19 protein-coding genes and 1 pseudogene are annotated in these 25,048 nt (G+C 69.5%); 17 read left to right on the forward strand and 3 right to left on the reverse strand.

Annotation, left to right across the window (positions count from 1 at the left end):
• The 10 genes and pseudogenes from KO481_RS44050 to KO481_RS27185 form a co-directional block, all read left to right on the forward strand.
• Positions 1-1,902: pseudogene (locus KO481_RS44050) on the forward strand (hypothetical protein); the annotation flags it as partial.
• 1 nt (position 1,903) lies between these two features.
• The gene (locus KO481_RS27145) at positions 1,904-2,722 is read left to right on the forward strand and encodes an ESX secretion-associated protein EspG (RefSeq protein ID WP_215921126.1); all 819 of its coding nucleotides are present in this window, start codon (positions 1,904-1,906) and stop codon (positions 2,720-2,722) included.
• Between the two features lie 48 nt (positions 2,723-2,770).
• A complete protein-coding gene (locus KO481_RS44055) occupies positions 2,771-4,753 on the forward strand; it encodes a hypothetical protein (RefSeq protein WP_281066202.1) in 1,983 nt (660 codons plus the stop codon).
• Positions 4,754-4,885: 132 nt separating this feature from the next.
• Positions 4,886-5,209, forward strand: a complete 324-nt coding sequence (locus KO481_RS27155) for a type VII secretion target (RefSeq protein ID WP_215921128.1) — start codon at positions 4,886-4,888, stop codon at positions 5,207-5,209.
• Positions 5,206-6,459, forward strand: a complete 1,254-nt coding sequence (locus KO481_RS27160) for a hypothetical protein (protein WP_215921130.1) — start codon at positions 5,206-5,208, stop codon at positions 6,457-6,459. The genes KO481_RS27155 and KO481_RS27160 overlap by 4 nt, the downstream gene beginning before the upstream one ends.
• 38 nt (positions 6,460-6,497) lie before the next feature.
• Entirely contained in the window at positions 6,498-6,803 is a 306-nt protein-coding gene (locus tag KO481_RS27165) for a PE domain-containing protein (RefSeq protein WP_215921132.1), read from the forward strand.
• A gap of 38 nt (positions 6,804-6,841) precedes the next feature.
• On the forward strand, positions 6,842-7,852 hold the full coding sequence (locus tag KO481_RS27170) for a PPE domain-containing protein (RefSeq protein WP_215921134.1): 1,011 nt from the start codon (positions 6,842-6,844) through the stop codon (positions 7,850-7,852).
• Complete coding sequence (locus tag KO481_RS27175) at positions 7,852-8,634, forward strand: ESX secretion-associated protein EspG (protein ID WP_215921136.1); 783 nt, start codon at positions 7,852-7,854, stop codon at positions 8,632-8,634. Before KO481_RS27170 ends, KO481_RS27175 begins: the two co-directional genes overlap by 1 nt.
• A 105-nt stretch (positions 8,635-8,739) precedes the next feature.
• The gene (locus KO481_RS27180; protein ID WP_215921138.1) at positions 8,740-9,090 is read left to right on the forward strand and encodes a WXG100 family type VII secretion target; all 351 of its coding nucleotides are present in this window, start codon (positions 8,740-8,742) and stop codon (positions 9,088-9,090) included.
• Between the two features lie 51 nt (positions 9,091-9,141).
• Positions 9,142-9,468: a hypothetical protein gene (locus KO481_RS27185; protein WP_215921140.1), complete on the forward strand. Its 327-nt coding sequence runs from the start codon at positions 9,142-9,144 to the stop codon at positions 9,466-9,468.
• 108 nt (positions 9,469-9,576) lie between these two features.
• Here KO481_RS27185 and eccE read toward each other — a convergent pair whose 3' ends face one another.
• A complete protein-coding gene (gene eccE, locus KO481_RS27190; RefSeq protein WP_215921142.1) occupies positions 9,577-11,181 on the reverse strand; it encodes a type VII secretion protein EccE in 1,605 nt (534 codons plus the stop codon).
• A gap of 223 nt (positions 11,182-11,404) precedes the next feature.
• On the opposite strand from eccE, the gene eccB reads away from it, so the two are divergent.
• From eccB to KO481_RS27210, 4 genes are all read left to right on the forward strand, one after another.
• Positions 11,405-12,823: a type VII secretion protein EccB gene (eccB, locus tag KO481_RS27195; protein WP_215921144.1), complete on the forward strand. Its 1,419-nt coding sequence runs from the start codon at positions 11,405-11,407 to the stop codon at positions 12,821-12,823.
• A gap of 80 nt (positions 12,824-12,903) precedes the next feature.
• The gene (locus KO481_RS27200; RefSeq protein ID WP_215921146.1) at positions 12,904-13,977 is read left to right on the forward strand and encodes a glycosyltransferase; all 1,074 of its coding nucleotides are present in this window, start codon (positions 12,904-12,906) and stop codon (positions 13,975-13,977) included.
• Between the two features lie 7 nt (positions 13,978-13,984).
• Positions 13,985-14,842 carry a CgeB family protein gene (locus tag KO481_RS27205; RefSeq protein ID WP_215921148.1) on the forward strand — a complete coding sequence of 286 codons (858 nt, stop codon included), beginning with the start codon at positions 13,985-13,987 and terminating at the stop codon, positions 14,840-14,842.
• Between the two features lie 43 nt (positions 14,843-14,885).
• The gene (locus KO481_RS27210) at positions 14,886-15,743 is read left to right on the forward strand and encodes a CgeB family protein (RefSeq protein ID WP_215921150.1); all 858 of its coding nucleotides are present in this window, start codon (positions 14,886-14,888) and stop codon (positions 15,741-15,743) included.
• A gap of 9 nt (positions 15,744-15,752) precedes the next feature.
• Here KO481_RS27210 and eccA read toward each other — a convergent pair whose 3' ends face one another.
• Entirely contained in the window at positions 15,753-17,567 is a 1,815-nt protein-coding gene (eccA, locus tag KO481_RS27215; RefSeq protein WP_215921152.1) for a type VII secretion AAA-ATPase EccA, read from the reverse strand.
• A 218-nt stretch (positions 17,568-17,785) separates the two neighbouring features.
• On the opposite strand from eccA, the gene eccD reads away from it, so the two are divergent.
• From eccD to eccCa, 3 genes are read left to right on the forward strand one after another with little or no spacing between them, the layout of a single operon-like run.
• Positions 17,786-19,243 carry a type VII secretion integral membrane protein EccD gene (eccD, locus tag KO481_RS27220; protein WP_215921160.1) on the forward strand — a complete coding sequence of 486 codons (1,458 nt, stop codon included), beginning with the start codon at positions 17,786-17,788 and terminating at the stop codon, positions 19,241-19,243.
• Entirely contained in the window at positions 19,236-20,678 is a 1,443-nt protein-coding gene (mycP, locus tag KO481_RS27225; protein WP_215921162.1) for a type VII secretion-associated serine protease mycosin, read from the forward strand. The genes eccD and mycP overlap by 8 nt, the downstream gene beginning before the upstream one ends.
• Before the next feature lie 10 nt (positions 20,679-20,688).
• Complete coding sequence (eccCa, locus tag KO481_RS27230; protein ID WP_215921164.1) at positions 20,689-24,720, forward strand: type VII secretion protein EccCa; 4,032 nt, start codon at positions 20,689-20,691, stop codon at positions 24,718-24,720.
• Between the two features lie 46 nt (positions 24,721-24,766).
• Here eccCa and KO481_RS27235 read toward each other — a convergent pair whose 3' ends face one another.
• The gene (locus tag KO481_RS27235) at positions 24,767-25,003 is read right to left on the reverse strand and encodes a hypothetical protein (protein ID WP_215921166.1); all 237 of its coding nucleotides are present in this window, start codon (positions 25,001-25,003) and stop codon (positions 24,767-24,769) included.
• Positions 25,004-25,048: the final 45 nt, after the last annotated feature.

Genomic DNA, 25,048 nt, shown 5'->3' on the forward strand with positions numbered 1-25,048 from the left:
GGCATAGGTACCGATACATCGGCATGGCCGACACTGGGCCAGACCGCCAAAAAAGGCGACCTGACATTCAACTCCACCGTGGCACAAGACTGCGTCAACGCCTGCCAAACCCTCCTCGCCACCATCGAATCCACCATGAACACCATCGCCGGCCGCCCCAACCCCAGCCCCAACCTCCCCCTGATCACCACCACCGCCGCCACCGACGACCCCAGCAGCGAAGTCGGCTCCGCCCACAGGTTCCGCAACCACCTCATCACCAAATGGACCGACCTCTACAACACGCTCTACGAACACACCCTGATCCTCAACGACATGGCCGACACCTTCGTCACCGCCGGCAACAACTACGCCGCCGCCGAACACGCCAGCACCGTCACCTTCACCAACCCCCACTCCACCGCCACCGGACCCAACACCCCCACCACCAGCGACATCACCCCATCCGAATCGGACTGGTCCGCCCCCACCCCCACCACCGGCATCACCCCCGACACCCAAGCCGCCGCCATCGCCGCCGGAGCCGAAGACGGCACCTCCTGGCACCGAGCCGACTTCTACTACATCGGCCACTCCATCAGCGAAAACCGGCACGCACTCTCCGACGCCACCAAACAATGGAGCTCACTCAAAACCACCTGGGTCGACGCGACCGACACCTTCTCCACAAAAATAAGAAACGCCCTCAAATCCGAAAACTGGACCGGCCCCGGCGCCACCGCCGCCCTCACCGCCATCGACAACTACTACAACGGCGCCGTCAACCAACTCAGCCTCAACATCGAGGCAATGACCAACACCCTCACCAAACTGATCGACCTACTCGCCAAAATCCCCTACTACATGCCCAACGACCCCGACGGCTACGACTACGGCCACTGCCACCGCAGCGTCAGCTACTTCCAAGACCACTGGCACGACAACTACGTCGTCGGCCTCCCACAAATCGCCAAACTCACCCCCACCTTCACCGACCCCGGCACCGCCACCGGACCCAACGCCAACGGCAGCAGCGGCAGCAGCAGCGGACCCAACGCCACCGGACCCACCAGCAGCAGCGGACCCAACGGCAACAGCAACGGACCCAACACCGGCAGCAACGGACCCACCGGCAGCAACGGACCCAGCAACAACGACGGACCCGGACCCACCGGCGGACCCGGAGCAGGAAGCGGACCCGGCGACGTGAGCTGCGGATCGGGACCCGACAGCGGATCCGGATCGGGCATCGGTGCCGGCAACGGCTCCGGCGGCGGGTTCGGAGGTGGCAGCGGTAGCGGCTCCGGCGGCGGGCCGGGCGGCTCCAGCGGTGAAAACCCAGGTGGCGGCGCCGGCGGGGGCTACGGCTCCAGTGGTAGCGGTGGCAACGCCGGCAGTTCCGGTGGCCCGGGCTTCGCCAGCGGTGCGTCGGGCAGTGCCGCGGGCGACCTGCTCAGCCTGTTCGGCGAGGTGTTGCAGCTGCTCGGGTCCGCCATCCCCGGGCTGGAACAGCTCGGCAGCCAACTGCTGCAGGGGCTGCCGCAGGGTTTGCAGCAGCTCGGCCAGCAATTCCAGAGCGGAATGCTCACCTTCCAGCAGGCCATGAGCTCCGCCGCAACGCAAGTCGGCAACGATCTGCAGGCGCTGGAAAAGGGCGTGTACCACGACATCCGGCGCGTCGAGCGGGATCTGGGCATCCTCCCGGCGGACGGTACCGATGGCCCGGGTGGACGGGCCGGACCCGTCGGCCCGACCGGGCCGTTGTCGCCGGGGCTCGAATTCCCGAGGGCCGCCGCGCCGTTCGCGGCGATCCGACCCACAGCACCGGCCAACGTGGTGGCCGGCACCCCGGCGTCGCCAACACCGGCGCCGGACCCGCTCGACCGGCCGGTCGAGCTCGGCAAGCTGGAGGTAGGCGACTGACATGAACCGAACCTGGCACCTGCGCGACCTCGAGTTCATCGTGCTACGCGAGCGGCTGCTCGGCCGCGAATTGCCCTGGCCGTTCAGCTATGTCGGGCCGGTCCGCAGTCACATCGACTTCCTGAACGAGAAGGCCCGGCTCTGGTCCCGGTTGCAGCCGAACCTGGATCCCGATCTGGCCGACGCGATCGTGCGCGCCGGCGACCCGGACGCCCGGGTGCAGATCCGGTGCTGGGACGCGCGCGACACGCTCGACCCGGTGAGCCGGCAGTTTCTGGTGGGCAACCGATGCGGTTCCCGGGCGGTTGTCGTGCACGGTACCTGCGGCGACGACTTCGAGAGCTTCGACCGCTACCGCATCGTCGAGTGTGCTGCGCAGGAGTTGTCCGCCGTCCTGGTCGACAGCCTGCCCCCCATGCCGGCCGGTTCGCACTCACGAGTCGAGCTCATGACGTATCACCAAGCGGAGACCGTGGATCATTGGAGCGGCCGCTCGAACCTGTACGACGACGGCGCTGACACCGTCGAGCACCGCAGTCGGCAATGGCAGCGGGCGGCGCGTGGGACTGTCGGCATCATCGATGTACGCCAGGGCAAGTCCGCATTCGGGCCACGGGGCATGGCGTTGAATCGGTTGTTCTGGGAGGACCATCCCGACGACGGCCGCTACCTCATCGACCTGAATCCTCCGCTGGCCGCGATCGCCATCGACGCCGCCGGCCTGCGGGCGCGGATCGATGCGGAGATCGCCGAAATCCTGCGCGTCGTGCAGGACGAGTCCCGCGAAGGCACCGTGCGGTCCAGCGTCTTCGATGACTGAGTTCCGCCCGCGGCAATCGATGACGCAAACGAAGGACAGGAGTGTGTGGTGACGGGGCCTGTGGGCATAGGTACCGATACATCGGCATGGCCGACACTGGGCCAGACCGCCAAAAAAGGCGACCTGACATTCAACTCCACCGTGGCACAAGACTGCGTCAACGCCTGCCAAACCCTCCTCGCCACCATCGAATCCACCATGAACACCATCGCCGGCCGCCCCAACCCCAGCCCCAACCTCCCCCTGATCACCACCACCGCCGCCACCGACGACCCCAGCAGCGAAGTCGGCTCCGCCCACAGGTTCCGCAACCACCTCATCACCAAATGGACCGACCTCTACAACACGCTCTACGAACACACCCTGATCCTCAACGACATGGCCGACACCTTCGTCACCGCCGGCAACAACTACGCCGCCGCCGAACACGCCAGCACCGTCACCTTCACCAACCCCCACTCCACCGCCACCGGACCCAACACCCCCACCACCAGCGACATCACCCCATCCGAATCGGACTGGTCCGCCCCCACCCCCACCACCGGCATCACCCCCGACACCCAAGCCGCCGCCATCGCCGCCGGAGCCGAAGACGGCACCTCCTGGCACCGAGCCGACTTCTACTACATCGGCCACTCCATCAGCGAAAACCGGCACGCACTCTCCGACGCCACCAAACAATGGAGCTCACTCAAAACCACCTGGGTCGACGCGACCGACACCTTCTCCACAAAAATAAGAAACGCCCTCAAATCCGAAAACTGGACCGGCCCCGGCGCCACCGCCGCCCTCACCGCCATCGACAACTACTACAACGGCGCCGTCAACCAACTCAGCCTCAACATCGAGGCAATGACCAACACCCTCACCAAACTGATCGACCTACTCGCCAAAATCCCCTACTACATGCCCAACGACCCCGACGGCTACGACTACGGCCACTGCCACCGCAGCGTCAGCTACTTCCAAGACCACTGGCACGACAACTACGTCGTCGGCCTCCCACAAATCGCCAAACTCACCCCCACCTTCACCGACCCCGGCACCGCCACCGGACCCAACGCCAACGGCAGCAGCGGCAGCAGCAGCGGACCCAACGCCACCGGACCCACCAGCAGCAGCGGACCCAACGGCAACAGCAGCGGACCCGGCAACAACAACGGACACGAAACAGGAACGAGCGCAGGCACAATCAGCGGACCCAGCGAACATAGCTACAGCTACCCCAAGCTCAACACCGATGGCCTCGGTGGTGGCCCAGGTAGCAGCGGCGGACTCGGGGGCGGCGGACTCGGAGGCCTCGACACCGGTGGCGGGCTCGGCGGGCTCGGGAGCGGCGGGCTCGATACCGGTGGCCGGCTCGGGGGCGACACCGGTGGCGTGGGCGGCCTCGGATCCCCGTCCGGCAGCTCGTATTCCCCCAACCGCCAGCCGGAATCCGCCCCCACCTCTCCCCTCACGGGCGTCTCCGGCCCGCTGAGCGCCCTGGGCTCACTGCTGCAGAACGCGCTCGGTAGCAGCGGTGCGCTCGGCCTGGGCAACCTGTTGGGCGCCAGCGGAGCATCCGGTCCCTACGGCGCCAGCGGCCCGTTCGGCGCATCGGGTGTTTCCGGCCCGTTCGGTCTCGACGGCACATCGGGTGCCGGGCTGAACGCATCCGGCCCCGGTCTGCTGTCCGACCTGGCCGGACTCGGTGGCGGCGGGGGCGCCGGCGGAGCGCTCGGCCCCAGCGACGCCGGCCTCGGCGACACCAAACTGTTCCCGCGCGCCTCGGCGCCGGACGACTCCGCGAAGTCCCTCCAAGCGCAAATAGACGAGCTGGCGGCGGGCCGGGCCGGCATCGCAGCCGGGGCTCAGGAGTCGTCGGCGATGCCCATGATGCCGATGGGCGGCATGGGCGGGATGGGGGCCGGCGGCGCACAGAGCCAGCAGAAGGAGCGCAAGCGCGCCGCCTATCTGGACGCCAAAGAGCACCTGGACGAGGCACTCGGAGAAGACCCGCTGAGCGTGCGTTCGATTATCGACCGATGAGCCGGCCGCGTATTCGGCGCAAATGATGCGTTCGTGATGGCTCTCGATTGCCGAACCTTATGTGCGCGTTGAGAATTACTGCCGTGCGTCACACAGGTTGCACGTAGCGGACCAGCAATAGGAGGTGACGTGATGGATCTGCTTCAGGTGGAACCCAACACGTTCCGGCAGTACGGCGACATCGCGGCGGGCACGGCCACCGCGGTGGCCGCGGTGGGCGCGGTCGATCAGGCCGCCAGCATTGCCGCGGCAGTTCCCGTGTTCGGCCTGATCGGCCAGGAATTCCTGACCAGCTTCGCCTACGCGCAGGCCAACCATTTCACCGCGGTGAATCAGCTGGCCACGGTGTTCGCCACTACGGCCACGGCGGCGCACACCGCCGCCGGCGCGTACGAGCAGGCCGAACGGTGCAGCATGGCCGGCTTCGCCGCCACCACCGGGACCGGGCAACAGTGACACCGGTCGCCGAAACCCTCGCGGCACCACTGCATCCCACGGTGCTGGACGCCCTGCGGCACACACCGGCCGCGCCGTTGGCCGACCAGCCGGTGGCGCAGGTGCTGGCCGGCATGGGCCTGCCCGCCCTGCCGCAGGCCCCCGCACTGCCGCCGCTGCCCGGGCTGCCCGCGCTGCCGCCGCTCGATACCACCGCGCTGCTGAAGCCGATCACCGACCTGTTCGGCGGTTTCGGCGCCGGCACGCTGGCCGGAAGCGGCTCGCTCAACCCGCAATCGTTGCTGCAGAACGTCATGCAGGCAGCCGAAACCGCCGTGCAGTGGGCTCAGCAGGGTGTGCAGCTGCTGGGCTCGATGCAAGGCAACGGCGTGTCGGCGGCCACCGCGTCCGGCATTGCCGCGCAAGGCAGTTCGGCTGCGGTGGCCACCCAGGCCGGACAGATCCACACCACTCTGGGCGTCGCCTCGGTGACGGTGGCGACCGGCGCCGCCGAGATGGCGGCGGTCGCGGCCCGATTCCTCACCACCGCAATGCTATTGGGACCGGCGCTGGTCACCCCGCCCGGCCAGGCGGCGCTGTTGGCCACCGCGCTCGAGGCGGGCACCGAGGCCACCGCGATCACCGCCCGCACGAAGTGCCAACTCGCCGCGCATTCCGCCACGATGACCGAGGCCGGCACCGCGCTGCCGATCCAGGGCGGAGCCGACACCGCCGGAGCGACCGCGACCCTGCAACAGCTGATATCGCAGGTGCTACAGGTCCAGCAGATCGCACAGCAGGTGCAACAGATCGCGCAGCCGCTACCGACCGGAGCGCAGCCGACCGGCCCGACCAGCCGCCCGGCGACCGATGCCGCACCGATGCTCAACAGTGCCGATCAGCTCGCCGAGCCGGGCGTCACCGCGCTCGCCGCCGGACTCGGCGGCCTCGGCAGAGCCGACGGCGCTGGTCCGGCCGCGCCACTGGGCACCTGGCGGGCGGCCACCGTCGCCGCGACCGCGGCCGAACTGCCGATCGAGAGCGCGACCGGCGACGCAACGGTGACCGAAAAGCCACTGCCACCGCTGGTTACGGCCGCCGGTGCGTTGTCGGCCGGCCGGGCGGGCTCCGGCGGCGGCACCTCCGCCACACCGGTGCACGCCCGCCGCGCCGGCGAGCCGGTCGACGCCGATCCCGGCGCCCTCGCCGCGCCGGTGATCGGCGCGATCGCCGCCGACCCCACCCAACCCGACATCCCCTTCAGCCTGTAGGCGATTCGCCACATCCGCACTTCCGCAGGGAGATTCCCATGAGCAAGTTCGCTTTCGATCATGATCTGGCGCGGCACGCCGCGGGCCGCCTGGACACCCTGGCCGACCTGCTGGAGGGCGACCTACACCATTCGCAGGCCGCACTCGGCCCGGCCGCACCCGCCCACGACCCGGTGTCGCTGCAGGTCGCGCTGACCCTCGATCAAGTCGGCGACTCGTTCCGGCAGGCGTACCGCAGCGGGGTACACGAGCTGCGCAAGATCGCCGCCAACATGCGCGCGCACTCGGACTCGTTCGCCGACAGCGAGGATCAGTCCGCGGATGCGTTCCGCGGGCAACGGTGATCGTTCACGGCTGAGCGATCGAGACGGGAAGCGAGACGATGGTGGAACCGCCGCAGCCGGGGTTCACCGGCACGGTCTGGGAGGCCGTCCCGCCCGAGCAGCTGGTGCAGCAGCTGACCACGGGACCGGGCGCGGCGCCGACTGCCGAGGCCGGACTGGCCTACGCCGGGCTGGCCACCGGGCTGGCCGCGGCCGCCACCGAGTATCGCGCCATTCTCTCGGTGCTCGGCGATGCGTGGTCCTCCTCGGGCAGCGCGGATGGACTGAATCAGCTTGCGGCACTGTCGGAATGGCTGGATCGCATGACGGCATCGACGCAGTCCAACGCCGCGATCGCCGCTCGGCAGGCGGCCGCCTATGAGATCGCCCGCACCGCCCTCCCGCAGCTCGTCGCGGTTACCCAGGCCGTGCAGGCGGCCGAGGACTTGGTACGCGGCAGCCTGCTCGGTGCACCGCTGGCCGGCCTGCTCGACGACGCCGAGCAGAAACTGGATGCGGTGCGACGGCAGGCGGCGCGGGTGATGCAGGTGTACGAGTCCGCGAGCGAGCGGCTGGCCCGGCCATGGCCGCAGGATCGCGCGCCGGAGGTGTCGGTCGGCGCCGAGCTCGTCGCCGAGCAGGCCAAGCGCACGCCGACCACACCGCAGCCGTCCGGAGGCACCGTCGGCCCGGAGCAGCTGCAAGGGCCCACGCCCGACTTCCTGCAGCACATCGACCTGTCTGCGGTGCAACCGGCCCCGACGGTCCCGGTGGGCACCGAGTCGCTCATCATGCCCGGCCTCCCGCTGCCCGATGCCGCCACCACGCTGCCGGGGCCCGCGACCCTGCAACCGGTGGCGCAGCTGGTACCGCCTGCCACCGTGCCGGCGGCGGTGGCGCCCGCGGCGCCGCCGTCGGCCGAACCCGCACCGCTGCCCCGGGGGGTCTCGGCCGACGCCCGCGACGTGAGCGAGACGATCGTGGTCAACGCCGGATTCGCCACCGCCCCCGCGGTATTGGGCGCCAGCACCAACGCCGCTGTGCAGCTCACCTCGGAATCGGAGTCGTAATGGCCACCCTCACCACCGATGGCATGCTGGCCGTCGCATCCGCGGTCGGTATCCAGACGCTGCCGGCTGCACTGGCGATCTACCCGCGGCACACCGATCACGAGCGGCTCGCCGCCGCCGGGGCAGCCGCCACGGCCGAGCTGCGCGAATGCGGCGTGCTCGATCACGCGGGCGAGGTCCGCGACGACGATCTGGTGGCCGCCCTGTTCGTGCTCGCCCGGCCCGAGCGTGAGCTGATCGCACGAATCCGTCGCGACGGCACGCTGATCCGGGTCTGCCTGGCCCGCCGCGGGCTAGAGCACGCCATCGCGGTACGCACCGGCGGCAAGCTGGAGGTGCGCACGGTATGGGGCGACGAGGATCCGGTCGTGCTGGCGCGCCAGCTGCTGGCTGTGCTCGGATCGCGCCCGCCCGCGGACATTCCGGTGGTCCGCGCCCCGGCGAACGACCTGCAGCGGCGCCTCGACGCCGCCACCGATTATGCCGACGCCCTCTACGGCCTGGGCATGCGGGACACCGACGCCGTCACCCTCGGGGTCGCCCTGCGCCAGGCGTACTCGGTCGCCGAGCTGGTCTGCTACAGCCACCGCGAGGGCCTCGCCGTCCGCTCCCCCGCCGCGGCCGCCGTCTACGACACGGTCGCCGGGCGCATCATCGGCGGTGGCAACGCGGCCCCCGACGGACAGATCTGGACCACGCTCGCCCCGGGCACCGACCGCCGGCTCGCGCAGGTGATCGCCGCGCAGCTCGAAGCGCTACCGGAAGGCAGATGGATGCCCTAGTCGTGTACTTACCGGCCGCGACACCGCCGGCCATGCCATACATCCCGATCGAACCGGGTGACTACCCACCCGGCAACACCTCGAATAGCCAGGAGGAAGGCTGCAATGAGTCAGAACGTTCAGAACAATTCGGACGGTACCAAGGCCGCACAGGCTGCCATGGCCAGCGCCGTGGATGCCCTGCGCGCCAAGATCAAGGCGGTGACCCAGGCCGTCGACGCGGCCAAGAGTGGATGGCAGGGTGACGCATTCCGGGCCTGCACCACCGCCGCCACCAACTGGGACCAGGAGGCATCCAAGCTGAACTCGATCCTGGACGAGATCACGAGCGAAGTCGGGCAAGGCAATCAGGCCTACACCGGTCTGGAAGGCGATAACGTCCAGGAATTCAGCAAGCTGCAGAGCGATACGGGCTCCGCCGGCGCCGCGCTTACCTCACTGCACATTCCTGCCTGAGCGGCTTTCACTCCAACGATATTCACAGCGATATTCAGTCAGAGGATAACTATGTCCACATACATGAAGTACGAAGAGTCGGTGTTGACCGAACTCTCCGACCAGCTCATCCAATTCGGCAAGGACCTCGTAGCGGAGTCCGGCAATTTCCACACCGCGGCGGGAAAACTCGGCCAGGCATGGGATGGCAACTCGGGTCTGGCCGCATTCCAGGCATCGGTCAAGAAATGGGACACCCAGTTCGGCCAGGAGGGCGATACCGGTCCGAGTACCGCGATCGGCATGATCAATTCGTTGGCCAGGGCGGTACAGACTGCCCTGGCCAACGCGAAGGCCGCCGACACCGGCGTGCAGAACGCCTTCTCCAAGTACGAATGAGGCCGCCGGCCCGCTAGCTCGGCGACGATCCGAGGCCCGCCGCCATCCGGCGACGGGCCTCTCGCCGTTCCTGCTTGGCTGTGCCCATTGTTTGCTCGCTGCGCTCGCTCACGCCGGCTGCAAGATTCGCTCCGCACCCTCGAGGTACCGCAGTTCGTCCGGGATCGACACCATGCGCACCGTCAGGTCCCCGCCCGCGGTGCGGATGTGCACCCGATCCCGCTGCTCGTTGTCCTCGACGAGCACCACATCTGCATCGAGGTCCGCCCCGGACACCTCCCCCGGTGCCCGCACGCGCACCACGGTCGCCTCCGACACCTGTCCGGTGGAGGCCACGCCGTCGTAGACGATCATCGTTGCCGCCGCGGTGTGCTCGGCGCCGCCGCCCGGGTGCGACACCGACAGCGCCTGCGGCACGCCGACCTGCCGGACCAGCTGCTCCCAGTCCTCCGGGCGGGTACTGTGCACAATCACCTTGGCACCCAGCGCCATCGCCCGCAGCGTCTGCTGCTGCACCAGCCAGAGGCTGCCCACGATCTCCACGCGCCGCACCGTGGGCCCGAACAGCGGTACCGCGACGCCGAATCCGTCGTCGGTGGCTCCGATCACCTGGCCGCAGCCGCCGGCCGGCACCGTCAGCCGGGCCAGCGCCGCCGGCGGGCCGTAGGCGGCGGATGCGTGCTGCTCGCCGTCCAGCAGCACCCGGCGTTGCATCCCGGTGAGCGGCCACAGCCCCAGCTCGGACAGCCGATCACGCAGCTCACCAGGCACGGAGCCGACCGTATCGTGCCGCACCAGCGCAGTGACCGCCGCCCGCCCATCGCCGCCATCCGCCACCCGCAACCGCACCAGGGTCGACAGACCCGGCACCGCCCAGATCCCGGCCAACACGTCGGGGTTCAGCCGATCCGGCCGGACGGCATATCCGCTGAGCCGGATATCGTTGCAGCTCAGCGCATGCCAACCCTCCTGCCATCGCCCCGGCTCGATGTCGTGCTGTAGGGCCGATTCCGCCGCGCTCAGCGCCGCGGCCGGGAGCACCCGCACCCGGATCCCATGGCGGGCCAGCCGGTTGACGACCCGGCGGGTGGCCACCAGCGCGGTGCGGATGGTGCCCTCCGTACCACCGCCGCGGTTGTCGATCGCCTCGGTGTTGTCCAGCGGATCGAAGCGCAGCGCCAGCCACACCGTGCGCTCAGCCGTCGCGGGCAGCGGTCCCAGCATCCGCTCGTACAGCCGCACCGCGTCGTGGCCGCCGCGGGTGCGCACGCCGAACGCGACGACATCGATGCAGTTCAGACGGATATCGAACTGGGACAGACAGCGCGCCACCTCGTCCAGCGGGATCGCGTCGGCGCCGTGGATCGCGGTGGGGACGAGCAGCGTCGGCGCCACGGGCCTGGGCTCCACCTCCAGCATGGTGACCAGATACCGGCCATCCCAGCGCATCCCGTAGCTGCCGGCTTCCGGCACCGGCACGTCGAACGGTTCCGTGGCCGCCGCACCGTCGGCGCCTCGCCCGCGCCGACAGTGCAGCGCGAGCCGCATGCCGAGAGTTTGCCACACATTTCTCCCACGCACTCGCACCGCGCCGAGCGCAGCCACCCCCGCTCCCGCGGCCACCGCAACTGCGACCGGCTCGTGCAGGGCGATCATGATGGTCCCCGCCGCCGCACCGAACGCGGCGGCGGGCAGCGCCACGGCCAACGGCAATCGATGAAATATTCCACGGGCACCGCTTTCCAATGGCGGCAACTCCCCCACCGGGCTCCCGATCGCCCCGCCGAAAATCATTTTTTCATCATTCCGCTGCAACACCGCGGTGGCAATTTCGTCCATTCGGCATATCTCCCATCGGCATTCATACCCGCATTACGCTACTCTCTCATATGCCCCGCCTGTTTCGATGACTGCGGGAGTGGTGGAGGAGTATTCAGTGCCGGCACAGTTGACGACGCGGGCCCAGGTCAACGGTTATCGATTTCTATTGCAGCGCTTCGAGCATGCCCTGGTGCGCCGCGATGTGCGGATGTTGCACGATCCCATGCGGATCCAATTTCGTTCCATGATTACGGGTCTGGTGCTGGCAGTGCTGTGCACCGGCGGCTGCGCCGTGCTGGCTTTCCTACGGCCGCAGGGACAGGTCGGCTCGGCCAAGATCATCATGGGCTCCGACACCGGTGCGCTGTATGTGATGGTGGACAAGACTCTGCACCCGGTGCTGAACCTGGCCTCCGCCCGGCTCATCGCCGGCAGCAGCGAGACACCGACGGCCGTCAAGGACGCCAAGCTGACGGCGCTGCCGCGCGGGCCGCTGCTCGGCATCCCCGGGGTCCCGGCGGCGCTGCCCGGGCCGGCCGACCGCGACCGGTCCAGCTGGACCCTGTGCGACGACCTGACCGCGGGCCTGCACACCACGGTGCTGTCCGGCCCGGCACAGCTGGGACCGGCGGCCCGCGAGCTGGCCACCGGCGAGGCGCTGCTGGTATCCCAGGGCGCGGCAACCTATCTCGTGTATGACGGCAAGCACGCGCGCATCGACATGGGCAATACCGCCATCGTGGCCGCGCTGGGGTTGCACGGGCTGCGGCCGCGACCGGTCGGCGACGGGCTGCTGAACGCCACCGTACCGGCACCCGACCTGACCGCTCCGGTCATCCGGGGCGCCGGTGGACCGAGCCCGCTGCGGTGGGGAAATCTCGTTGTGGGCGCGGTAGTCCGGGTCGACGGCGTCAACAGCACGTCGCTGTATGTCGTGCTGGCCAACGGCATCCAGAAGCTGTCGCCGTTCGCCGCGGAGGTGGTGCGCACCGCCGGTTCCCTGGGGATGGCCGAGATCGGGCTGGTACCGCCCGACGCCGTAGCCGGCGTGCCGGTGGTGGACGACCTTGCGGTGGACCAGTTTCCGGTGCAGGCGCCACATATCGTGTCCGCCGACGACCAGCCGGTGGCATGCGCGAGCTGGTCGCGCGGCCGGCACGATCCGATCGCGCGGCTCGGGCTCCTGGTGGGCAAGCAGGTGCCGCTGGCCGAGGACATGCATCCGGTCACGCTGGTCGACGGCGGACACGGCCGCAGCGCGGACGCCGTCTACATCCCGCCGTCGTCCGGCGAATTCGTCCAGGTGACCGGCATCGAGCCGGACAGCACCCGGCGCGAGGTGCTGTTCTACATCACCGACACCGGCGTGCGGTTCGGCATCCCCGACGCCGCCACGGCCGGCATGCTGGGCCTGTCCGACCCGAAACTCGCGCCCTGGCAGATCATCAGCCGGCTACCCGCCGGCCCGATGCTGGACCGCCAGTCCGCGCTGGTCGCCCACGACACCCTGGGTAACGGCGCTCGAGGGCAGTGACAGGCGGCAACGACCGCGCATTTTCGCCCGGACCACCGCAGACCGGGCTTCGACCAGTACCGACGAATGTGAGTGAACGGATGAGATTCCACGTAGCCGCCCTGCCACACACGCAGACCACCAAACACTTCTCGCCGTGCGCCTACACCCAGAAGGTGCGCAAGTTCTGCGACATGATGACCGGTCTCGGGCACGAGGTGTTCCTGTACGCGGGGCAGGACAACGAGGCCGCATGCACCGAGCTGATCACCGTCGTGAGCAAGGACGATCAGCGCGAGTGGTTCGGTGAGAAGACCCTCGCCGACGGATTCGATTGGTTCTCCTGGAACGCCGCCGACCGGCACTGGCTGATCACCAATGCCCGCACCATCGCCGAGATCTCCAAGCGCAAGCAACCGCGCGACATCATCTGTGCCATCGGCGGATCCGGCCAGAAGCAGCTCGCCGATGCCTTCCCCGAGCTGCAGACCGTCGAATACGGCGTCGGCTACAGCGGCGTGTTCGCCAAGTACCGGGTCTTCGAAAGCTACACCTGGATGCACGCGGTGCACGGCGCGCGCACCTCCGTGCAGAAGATCATGTCCGAACGTGGTCAGTTCTACGACGCGGTGATCCCCAACTACTTCGAAGTCGAGGACTTTCCGTACTCCGCGGAAAAAGACGACTACTTCCTGTTCATCGGCCGCCTGATCGAGGCCAAGGGCTACCAGATCGCCGTCGACACCTGCAAGCGGCTGGACGCGAAACTGATCGTCGCCGGCGCCGGCCGGCCGCCGGAGTACGGCGAATACGCCGGTGTCGTGGACGTCGAACGACGCGGCGAGCTGATGAGCCGGGCCCGGGCGGTGTTCGTACCCTCGCTGTATCTGGAGCCGTTCGGCGGCGTGCACGCCGAGGCCATGCTGTGCGGGACCCCGGTGATCACCACCGACTGGGGTGCGTTCAGCGAGACGGTGCAACAGGGCGTACATGGCTACCGGTGCCGCACGATGCGCGAGTTCTGCAACGCCGCCGAGTCGGTCGGCAAGCTCGACTACCAGGAGATCCGGGACTACGCCAGGTCCAGGTTCTCCACCGAGGCCGTGGCCCAGCAGTACGACGACTACTTCCAGCGGCTGCAAACCCTGTGGGGCGACGGCTTCTACACCCTGTAGGTCCCGCGTGCAGTTCAACGTCACACTGGCGGATCCGCGGCTGGTCACGCCGGCCTTCGACGACGTGCTGATCGCCGTCACCGCCGGGCTTCGCGATCTCGGCCACACCACGGTGAACGCCGGTGGGCACAGCCCCGACCGGGTCGACGTGGTGTTCGGTTATCACCTTGCCGCACAGCGCTTTCCCGGCCGCTGCGTGGCCTATCAGCTGGAGCCGGTCTGCGACGCCACCATCCGCCAGGGCCAGGTGCCGGTGGAGCTGTTGCGCCCCAACGTGGTGTGGGACTACTCCCGGCGCAACGTCGAGCAGTTGCTCCGGCACGGGATCCAGGCGCACTACGTACCCTTCGGCTTCCATCCCCGCCTGCAACGCGTCGCCCCGGCCCCTGAGCAGGACATCGACGTGCTCTTCTACGGCAGCCTCACCGCGCGCCGGCTGGCGATCATCAGCGCGCTGCGCCGGGCGGGGCTGCGAGTGGCCCCGGTCAGCGGCAGCTACGGCGAACAGCTGGATCCTGTCATCGCCCGGGCCAAGGTGGTACTGAACCTGCACTCCTACCGCGAATACCGGGTGCTGGAATCCGTGCGGGTCGGCTACTTGCTCAGCAACCGCAAGGCCGTGGTCGCCGAGGTCAACGCCGGCGACGACCACGACGACCTGGCCGCCGGCATCGCGGCGGTCCGCTATCCCGAATTGGTCGATGCCTGTGTGGAACTCGTCCGCGACGACGCGGCCCGCACCGCGCTCGAGGCGGCGGGTTTCGCCGTGATCACCGGCCGCCCCATGACCGCCGTCCTCGACGCGGTGCTGCACACCGCCGCGGCCCTCGACCCGCTGGCCGGTGCCTGGGGCCCCCGCATCTGACCACACTCCCCGGGCCGAATCACGCTGGAAAGGACCAACTGTCGTGCACTTCACCGTCGCCCTAGCCGACCGGCAACCACTCACCGCCTGTTTCCACGACGTGATGATCGCCATCGCGGGCGGCCTGCGGCAGCTCGGCCATACCGCCGTGGACTCCCACGGCTTCGACCCGGACCGGATCACCATCGCGTTCGGGTACTACCGCACCATCGACCGGTTCCCTGAGCGCTCGGTCGTCTATCAGCTGGAGCCGGTATGCGACTGGACACTGCGCCGCGGTCAGGTACCGGTGGATGCATTGCGCCGCAACGTGGTATGGGATTACTCCCGCTACAACGTCGAGCAGCTGCGGCGATGCGGCGTCGAAGCGCATTATGTGCCGATCGGCCACCATCCCTGCCTGCAGCGGGTCGTCCCGGCACCCGAGCAGGACATCGACGTGCTGTTCTACGGTGCCCCCACGGCCCGGCGCCGGCTGATTCTCAACGAGCTGCGCCGCCGCGGCCTGCGCACCGTCGCGGTGCACGATATCTTCGGCGCGGCACTGGATCCGATCATCGCCCGGGCCAAGGTCGTGCTGAACATCCATTCGCTGCGGCAGTACCATCCACTGGAATCGGTACGCGTCGGCTACTTGCTGAGCAACACCAAAGCCGTTGTCGCCGAGCTCAACCGGGACGACGATGACGACGATCTGGCCGCCGGGATCGCCGGCGTGCCCTATCCGCGGCTGGTGGACACCTGTATCGGACTGGTCCGCGACGACGCGGCCCGCTCGGCCCTGGCCGCGGCCGGCCACCGGATCATCTCCGCCCGTCCCACGGCCGCCGTCCTCGACGCGGTCTTGCACACCGCCGCGGCACTGGACCCGCTGGCCGGCGCCTGGGGCCCGCGCTGGTAGGCACTGTGCCTAGGAGAGCGCGCCGAGCACATTCTCCAGTGCCTTGGCCATGTCGGCCGCCTCGATCCGCATCAGCACCTCCGAGTCCACCGCCCGCAGATCCACGTCCTCGTCCATGGCAAGGCGATATTCCCGCTCCTCCTCGGCACTTTCGATGGCGTTGCGGATGAACCGGCCGTTGCCCGCGATGTCGACACCCCGGCGCGGCAGGCCGCTCTGATCGACCCGGTCGGCGTCGTAGAGCTCCACGCACGCCGCCCGCAACAGCCCGATCGCCGCGTCGGACACGGTGGAATCACGCCGCGACGCGATGAACCGGCCGATCTCGCACAGCTCATCGGGAGTGTAGGAGTCGAACTTGACGCGCTTGGCGAACCGGGACGCCAGGCCGTCGTTGGCGGCCAGGAACCGATCGATCTCGCCGTCGTACCCGGCGATGATCACGACCAGCCGATCGCGGTCGTTCTCCATGCGCGCCAGCAGGGTGTCCACCGCCTCTCGGCCGAACGCGTCGCCGCCGGAGAGGCCGGACTGGATCAGGGTGTAGGCCTCGTCGACGAACAGCACCCCGTCCATCGCGCTGTCGATCAGCTTGTTGGTCTTGATCGCCGTGGAACCCAGGTGCTGGCCGACGAAATCGGCGCGCTTGGTCTCCACTACCTTGTCGGTCTTCAGCAGCCCGAGCCCGCAGTAGATCTTCGCTACGACCCGCGCGATGGTGGTCTTGCCGGTACCGGGCGGGCCGGTGAAGGCCAGATGCTGGCCGCGTGGCATGCTGTTGAGCCCCTTCTCCGCGCGGATCTTGGCCAGCGTCGCCGAGGACTGCAGCTTGGCGACCTGAACCTTCACCCCGCCCAGCCCGATCTGCGCCTCGAGTTCGGCCCGCGCCGCCGCCAGGATCGCCTCAGCCCGGTCCTGATGCTCCTGCTCGGCAACGTCTTCCAACGAGGGCGCCGACGCCGGATCCCAACGGTCGGTGCGGGATTCGATGTTCTCCCGGGCGGTCAGCACGATCCGGAACTTCGGGTCGCGCAGCGCCTGCACATTGGCCTCGAAGTCGGGGACCTGGGTGTAGACCAGCTCGAACAGCGCCCGCGCCGCATCCTCGTTGCCCTGCTCGCGCAGGCAGAGGCCGCGGCAGTACATCGCGGCGGTGCGCGCGGCCGGGATCGGCCCGTGCTCGGCCAGCTCCAGCCGCCGGATCGCCTCCCCGAACAGTCCGAGATGCGCGCAGGCGGTGCCGACCATGACATGAGCACCGGCGGCAAGGTAGGGATCCTGCCAGTCCGCCGAACCGGCCAGTACCGACATCACGTCGGGCCAGCGCTGGGTGTTGAAGTGCAGCACCGCCCGCGCGTAGGCGCACACTCGGTCGTCGACGGCGCGGTCCGGGTCCTCGTCCGGCCGGTGCCGGCGTTGCTCCAGCTCGTCGAACACGCGTTCCGCGTCGTCGTACTGCCGATCGTTCAGCAGCTGCACGGCGTGCGCGAGCCAGACCTCGGTGAGGTTGGCGATGGGGTAGTCGATGTACTGGCCGATCTGGAACCGGCCGGCCAGCGCCCGGGGCGCCAGCCCGATCCGGCGCTGCTCGCGCAGCAGCGAGGCCGAGGTCCGGCGCAGGTTGGCGAGCACCTCCGCGGTAGCCTCCCCGGCCGCCGCGCGGCCGAGCCAGGCGTCGCACATGTCCGGATCGAGTTCGGCGGCACGCCGGAACGCGACCTTGGCGTAATCCAAATTCCTTACGGCGTGCTGGCCGTCGACCGGCAACCCCAGCGACAGCACACCCGCGTCGAAGATCTGTTGTGCTTGCCGAATAGCGGACATGCTCGAAACCGCTCCCTGAAGGTGAACCGAAAACTCCCGCCGAGACCGGTAGTTCACTGTCCGTTACTGCTACGGCCGGGTCCGGCATATGGATATTGCCACGCCGCCGGTGGCACCGCCCCGCCCCGGCATCATTTCCGCATCAAGTCGGAAACCGTTGCGGCGCAACGTCTGATACGTTCCACAACCGCACGACCCGAGATGTAGGAGTTCGTCCATTGATCGAGTCATCGGCCACCGAGCCGCAACTGTGCCGGGTCTCGGTGATCGGCGGCAACACCCAGGTCGACATCGCCCTGCCCGCCGCGGTCCCGGTGGCCCACTTCATCCCGGAGGTGGTGGGGCTCATCGCTTCCCGCAACCCGGACCTGTCCGAGCATGAGGACGGCGGCGCACCGCTGCAGGCCCAGCACTGGACCCTGTCCAGGCTGGGACACGAGCCGATCGATCCGCACCGCTCGCTCACCGAGGCCGACGTGTTCGACGGCGAGCTGCTGGTACTGCGCGCGGTGGACACCGTCGAGGCGCCTGCCCTGTTCGACGACGTCATCGACGCAGTTGCGCGGCTGACCGAAAGTTCCTTCCGCGGTTGGGGTCCCGACGCCGCCGGACGGGCAGGGCTGGCGGCGGCGGTCGCCGGGAGCATCGGCGCCGCCCTGCTCCTGGTGGTGGCCGCCGGGTACGGCTGGCGCTGGCCGGCCGGCGGCGGGGGGCTCGGAGTGGGACTGCTGACGCTGTTGGCGGCGGCGCTGACGGCGCGGTTCTATGCGGACGGGCGGTCCGCGGCCACGTTGTCGCTGTGCGGCCTGGTGTTGACCGGGACCGGCGCAGCGGTGCTGGTGCCCGGCCCGTTCGGTGCCCCACAGCTACTGCTGGGCTGCGCGGTGGCCCTGTTACTGGCCGTCCCGACGCTGCGGCTGGTCGGCGCGGGCACCGCGATGTTCACCGCGGTGATCACCCTCGCGGTGTTCGGCACCGCGGCCGCCGGCGCGACGACACTGTGGCATCCGGCGCCGGCGAAGGTAGGCGCGGTCGCGGTGGTGTTCGCCCTGCTGGGCATCACGTTCGCACCGCGGATCGCGGTCGCGACGGCCCGCCTGCCGGTGCCGCCGGTGCCGACGGCCGGCGGCGCGATCGACCCGCGCGATCACGAACAACGCCCCACCATCGAGGGGATCGGGGCGATCGGGGCGACGCCGATCCCGTCGGCGGCCGGCCTCGGGGAGCGATCCCGGCGCGCCAACGAGCACCAGTCCGGCATGCTGATCGGGATCGCAGTGCTGGTGGCGGCCGGGGCCTTGACGGCGGCCGGTTCGGCCGAGCACCGCTGGCAGGGCGCGGTCCTGGCCGCCGCGGCAGGCCTGGTGCTGTGCCGGCGCGCCCGGGCCTTCGCCGATCTGACCCAGGCGTCGGCCCTCGTGCTGGGCGGCTGCACGATTCTGGTGGTGCTGCCGGTGCTGCTGGGCCTGCAGTTGCATGCGCTGGCGCTGCTCGCGGCCGCGGCGCTGGTGGTGTTCTCGATTGCCGCGGTGCTGGTCGGGATCGTCCGGCCGCGGGTGGAAGTGTCGCCGGTCGTGCAGCGGCTCGGCGAGGTGCTGGAATATCTGCTCATCTGCGTGATCGGGCCGATGGCGTTCTGGGTGCTCGACATCTACAACCTCGCTCGCAATGCCTAGCGCAGCAACCTCGCGTCCGGGCGAACGCCGGGCCCCGAAAACGTCAGCCGGGTACACACACCGGCTCGGGGCCACCGCTGTCGCACTGATACTGGCGTTCGGTCCCGCCCATACCGCCCGGGCCGTCACACCACCCGGGGTGAATCCTGGCGCGTTGGTGATCGGCGCACCGGTGGCGCCTCCGGAACGCACTCAGCAGCACCTGGTTTGCTCGCATCCGGTCTGGACCGGTCCCCCACCCACCACGGAGCCGCTCGCACAGCAGGCGCTCGGTCTCACCCGGGCCTGGGAATTCAGCCGCGGCGCAGGCCAATTGGTGGCGGTGATCGACACCGGGGTGAACGATCACCCGCGACTGACCGTCGTGCCCGGCGGCGACTACGTGTCCACCTCCCCCGGCACCGTCGACTGCGACGGGCACGGCACTCTGGTCGCCGGCATCATCGCCGGTCACCCCGCCCCGGACGGCGGTGACCGCTTCTCGGGTGTCGCCCCCGACGCCACCATTCTGTCCATCCGCCAGACCAGCCTCGCCTACGAAGCGAAGGACAGCTACGCCGACGACCGACGGGGTCGAATGTCGGCGGGCGGCTACGGCACCGTCACCACCCTCGCCTATGCGGTGGTGCATGCCGTCGAGCTGCACGCGTCGGTGATCAACATTTCCGAGGTGTCGTGCATCGCGGCGACCGATGCTCCGGCCGACGGCGTGCTGGGCGCGGCCCTGAAGTACGCCGCCGACCACAACGTCGTGGTGGTCGCCGCGGCCGGCAATCTGGAGAGCCAGGGCGCGTGCAAGGACCAGAACGGCACCTCGAGCTGGGACTCGGTCAAGACCGTCGCCAGCCCGGCCTGGTTCAGCCCGTACGTGCTGTCGGTCGCGTCGGTCGAGGCCGACGGCTCGCCCTCGTCGTTCACGCTCTACGGCCCGTGGGTCGGGGTGGCCGCGCCGGGCAGCAACCTGATGTCGCTGGACTCCACGCCGGGCGGCACCGGCCTGGTCAACGGCACGCCGCAGGCCGACGGCCGGATCGCCCCGGTGGACGGCACCAGTTTCGCCAGCGCGTTCGTCGCCGGCGTCGCCGCGCTGGTGCGGGCCCGGTTCCCCGGCCTGACCGCCGCCCAGGTGATCGGCCGTATCGAACGCACCGCGCACGGGCCGGGTCGCGGCCGCGACGACCGCATCGGCGCCGGGCTGGTCGATCCGGTGGCCGCACTGACTGCGGTGCTGCCGCCGGCCGGTCCGGTCGATACCGATGTGAGCCGGCCGATTCCGGCCCCGCAGCCACCTGCCCGCATAGACCCGGGGCCGCGGCGGATCGCCGTCGACGGTGCGCTGACCTGCCTGACGCTGCTGGGGATCGTGCTGGCGGTGTCCATCCCGTTCCGTCGCGAGCACCGCCGCCGGCTCGTGCTGCCCGGCGACGACGAGTGAGGAAAAGACAATGACCACCCAGGGTTTCGTCCGACTGGCCCGGATCGCGCCGCCCCGCACGCCGGGCGGCGAGGTGGTCCTCGAGACGCCGCCGGAGATCACCGCACCGATCCCGAGTCCGCTGTGGCAGCGGCTGATGCCGCTGGTCATGGTGGTTGCCACGGTCGGCATGATGGGCCTGATGTTCACCACGGGCGGTAAGAACATGCTGAGCAACCCCCTCACCATGATGTTTCCGATGATGATGCTGATGTCGATGGTCGGCATGTTCGCCGGCCGCAGCGGTGGCGGCAAGAAGGCCGCCGAGCTCAACGAGGAACGCAAGGACTACTTCCGCTACCTGGAGCAGCTGCGAAACGATGTGCGCGACACCGGCCGGTCGCAGCGCGTGGCGCTGGCATGGAGTCACCCGCACCCCCGCGACCTGCATGCCTTGATCGGCTCCCGGCGAATGTGGGAACGCCGTCCCAACGACCCGGATTTCGGACATGTGCGCATCGGGGTGGGCAGCCACCGCATCGCCACCAAGCTGGCCCGGCCCGAGACCGGGCCGGTAGAGGACCTGGAGCCGGTGGCGACGGTGGCGCTGCGCCGGTTCGTGCGCACTCATTCGGTCGTGCACGGGCTGCCGACCGCGATCTCGCTGCGCGCCTTCCCCGCGATCAGCATCGAGGGAGCCCGCGATCTGGGTCGGGCCCTGGTGCGCGGGATGCTGATGGAGCTCACCACCTTCCACGGTCCGGACAACCTGGCGATAGCGATTGTCACCGCCGATCCGGACACCGAGCCCTGGGCGTGGACGAAATGGCTTCCGCACCTGCAACATCCGCGCGACAGAGACGGCATCGGCACGGCCCGGATGCTGTACGAGTCGCTGTCGGAGCTGGAGAGCGCGTTGTCGGACGAGCTGGTGGAACGCGGCCGGTTCCTGCGTAACGCGCCGGCCACCGCCGGACGGCTGCACCTGGTGGTGGTGATCGACGACGGCTACGTCAACGGCTCCGAACGCATCATCAGCGCCGCCGGCCTGGATTCGGTGACCGTATTGGATCTGACCGCGCCGCAGGCCGGCCTGGCGGTGCGCCGCGGCCTGCAGCTGGTAGCGGAGCAGGGCGTGATCGGCGCCCGTACCTCGGGCACGGTGGAGAGGTTCGCCGGCCCCGACCACGTCGGTATGGCCGAGGCCGCCACGTTCGCGCGGGGCATGTCGCGCTACCGCATCGCCACCGCCGCCGAGATCGTCGACCTCGGCGCCGAGACCGTCATCGACTCGAGCCTGATGGCGCTGTTGAAGATTCCGGACGCGGCAACCATCGACCCGGACGGGGTGTGGCGGCAGCGCTCGGCCCGGGAACGGCTGCGGGTGCCGATCGGCATCACCCCCGACGGCGCGCCGGTGGAAATCGACATCAAGGAGGCGGCCGAGAACGGCATGGGCCCGCACGGGTTGTGCATAGGCGCAACCGGCTCCGGAAAATCCGAATTCCTGCGCACCCTGGTGCTCTCGATGGTGACCACGCACTCGCCGGAGCTGCTGAACCTGGTGCTGGTCGACTTCAAGGGTGGCGCCACGTTTCTGGGCCTGGATCCGCTGCCGCACGTGGCCGCGGTCATCACCAACCTCGAGGAAGAACTCTCGATGGTGGATCGCATGCGCGACGCTCTGGCCGGCGAGATGAACCGCCGCCAGGAACTGCTGCGCGCGGCCGGCAATTTCGCCAATGTGACCGAGTACGAGAAGGCACGCTCGCGGGGCGCCCAGCTCGATCCGTTGCCGGCGCTGTTCATCATCGTCGACGAGTTCTCCGAGTTGCTCACGCAGAAGCCGGATTTCGCGGAGCTGTTCGTGATGATCGGCCGGTTGGGCCGGTCGCTGCGGGTGCATCTACTGCTGGCCTCGCAACGGCTGGAGGAGAACCGGTTACGCGGCCTGGATTCGCACCTGTCCTACCGGATCGGCCTGCGCACCTTCTCCGCCGCCGAGTCCCGCCAGGTGCTCGGTATCACCGACGCCTACCACCTGCCGGGCCAGCCCGGTGCGGGCTACCTCAAGAGCGATGCGGCGGACCCGCTGCGCTTCAACACCAGTTATGTCTCCGGGACATACACGCCACCGGTCCAGACCGGGCCGCGCGTGGGCGCGGAGCCGACGGCGGCCGCCGAAGGGGTGGACCTGTTCACCGCGGGCTCCGTCGCCGTGCGCGCGGCGCCCGCACCGATCGAAGTGGCGCTGCCGGATCTGAGCGAACTGCTGGCCGAGCAGCCGACGCCCTCGGGTACCGAACGCACCCTGCTGCAGGTGGTGGTCGACCGGCTGGTGGGCCACGGACGGCCGGCCCATGAGGTATGGCTGCCGCCGTTGGACGTCTCCCCCACCGTGGACATGCTGCTGCCCGACCCGGACTGGCGCGCCGCCGCCAACCGGCACGGGCGGCTGTGGCTGCCGATCGGCATCATCGACAAGCCGTACGAGCAGAAACGTGACGTGCTCACCGTCGATCTCGCGGGCGCACAGGGCAACATCGCGGTGGTCGGCGGCCCCCAGTCGGGCAAGTCCACCGCGCTGCGCACCGTCATCATGGCCGCGGCGGCCACCCACACCCCGGAACAGGTGCAGTTCTACTGCATCGACTTCGGCGGCGGCACCCTCGCCGCCCTCGGCGGCCTGCCGCACGTCGGTTCGGCCGCCAGCCGGCTCGAGGTCGACCGGGTGCGCCGCACCATCGCCGAGCTGGTCACGCTGCTGCATCAGCGCGAGGCCCGGTTCCTGCGGCTGGGCATCGAGAACATGCGCGACTTCCGCAAACTGAAGGCCGAGATCGCGGCCCGGCCGGAGCCGCAATCGGCCGCGGATCCGTTGTCGGAGGACCTGTTCGGCGACGTATTCCTGGTGATCGATGGCTGGGCGGCCTTCCGCGAGGAATTCGAGGCGCTCGAGGGGCATGTGATGGGGTTGGCGGCCCGCGGCCTGTCCTACGGTATCCACGTCATGCTGGGTGCCAACCGCTGGGCGGAGATCCGCCCAGCGGTCCGTGACCAGATCGGCACCCGCATCGAACTGCGGCTGGGCGACCCGTCCGACTCCGAGATGGACCGGCGGGCCGCGGCCGGGGTGCCGGTGAACCGGCCGGGCCGCGGCATGACCCGCGACAAGCTGCACATGCTGCTCGCGCTGCCGCGGCTGGACGCCACGGTGGACCCGAACACACTGTCCGACGGGGTCAGCGCGGCCAAGGCGGGCCTGGCCGAGCTGTACGGCGACCGCCGGGCCCCCGGCGTGCGCATGCTGCCGCTTCAGGTCCCGCGCGAGCAGGTGCTGGCCACCGCGCGTGCGCAGGGCGTGCAGCTGAACCACAAGCGGGTGCTGATCGGCCTCGGCGAATCCGAATTGCAGCCGATGGTGCTGGATTTCGACGAACAGCCGCACCTGCTGGTGTTCGCCGACGTGGGCTGCGGCAAGACCACCCTGCTGCGCAACATCGCGCTGGGCATCGTGGAGAACTCGCACGCGAACGAGGCCCGGATCATCCTGATCGACTATCGCCGCACCATGCTCGGCGCGATCGAGGGCAAGCATCTGGCCGGCTACTCCACCTCGTCCCAGACCTCGATCGACATCATCAAGGAGGTGGCCGGCTTCCTGTCGCGGCGCATCCCGGGCTCCGACATCACTCCGGCGCAGCTGCGCGAGCGCACCTGGTGGACCGGGCCGGAGGTGTACGTGATCGTCGACGACTACGACATGGTGGCCGCGAACAACCCGCTGGTGGCGCTGATGGACCTGATCCCGCAGGCCCGGGACATCGGCCTGCACGTCATAATCGCCCGCCGCGCCGGCGGCGCCGGCCGCGCCCTCTTCGACAACGTGCTGGGCCCGATGAAGGACATGTCCGTCGACGGAATCCTGATGAGCACCCCCAAGGACGAGGGTGTGCTCCTCGGCGATGTGCGGCCCGCCACCTACCCGCCCGGGCGCGGAATGCTGGTGTCGCGCACCCGGGACCGGGAACTCATCCAGATCTGCCACCTGCCGCCGTTGTGAGTGCCGGGCCGGTTTCGCGTCGTCCGGGCGCGAAATCCGGTCCCGCTCAGGCGGCGTCGAGCGGGCCGTGGGCTTGTCCGCCGACCAGTAGCAGCCGTCGGCGGCCTGCCGTATGCCCGTGGCGAACGCCGCGAGTGCCGCTGCCATTGCCGAAATCGAGGGCGGCATTGCCGATCTCGCGGTAGTCCGCGGCCCGGGTGGACAGCGAGGACTCACCGCCGACCAGGCCGCCGAAACCCTGCGCGATGGTGTCGGCCCCGACGCCCGCCCCGTAGGCCGGCATCGCGGCGCGCTGCACCCGCCCGCAACGAATCCACCTGCACGGCCT

This window comes from Nocardia albiluteola (genome assembly GCF_018860155.1).
GTDB lineage: Bacteria > Actinomycetota > Actinomycetes > Mycobacteriales > Mycobacteriaceae > Nocardia > Nocardia albiluteola.

Excerpts from the sequence above, each read along its gene's own strand:
- KO481_RS27145 (WP_215921126.1), top strand. The coding sequence starts at position 1,904 with ATGAACCGAACCTGGCACCTGCGCGACCTCGAGTTCATCGTGCTACGC.
- KO481_RS27155 (WP_215921128.1), top strand. The coding sequence starts at position 4,886 with ATGGATCTGCTTCAGGTGGAACCCAACACGTTCCGGCAGTACGGCGAC.
- KO481_RS27165 (WP_215921132.1), top strand. The coding sequence starts at position 6,498 with ATGAGCAAGTTCGCTTTCGATCATGATCTGGCGCGGCACGCCGCGGGC.
- KO481_RS27170 (WP_215921134.1), top strand. The coding sequence starts at position 6,842 with ATGGTGGAACCGCCGCAGCCGGGGTTCACCGGCACGGTCTGGGAGGCC.
- KO481_RS27175 (WP_215921136.1), top strand. The coding sequence starts at position 7,852 with ATGGCCACCCTCACCACCGATGGCATGCTGGCCGTCGCATCCGCGGTC.
- KO481_RS27180 (WP_215921138.1), top strand. The coding sequence starts at position 8,740 with ATGAGTCAGAACGTTCAGAACAATTCGGACGGTACCAAGGCCGCACAG.
- KO481_RS27185 (WP_215921140.1), top strand. The coding sequence starts at position 9,142 with ATGTCCACATACATGAAGTACGAAGAGTCGGTGTTGACCGAACTCTCC.
- KO481_RS27200 (WP_215921146.1), top strand. The coding sequence starts at position 12,904 with ATGAGATTCCACGTAGCCGCCCTGCCACACACGCAGACCACCAAACAC.
- eccA (WP_215921152.1), bottom strand. The coding sequence starts at position 17,567 with ATGTCCGCTATTCGGCAAGCACAACAGATCTTCGACGCGGGTGTGCTG.
- mycP (WP_215921162.1), top strand. The coding sequence starts at position 19,236 with ATGCCTAGCGCAGCAACCTCGCGTCCGGGCGAACGCCGGGCCCCGAAA.
- eccCa (WP_215921164.1), top strand. The coding sequence starts at position 20,689 with ATGACCACCCAGGGTTTCGTCCGACTGGCCCGGATCGCGCCGCCCCGC.
- KO481_RS27235 (WP_215921166.1), bottom strand. The coding sequence starts at position 25,003 with ATGCCGGCCTACGGGGCGGGCGTCGGGGCCGACACCATCGCGCAGGGT.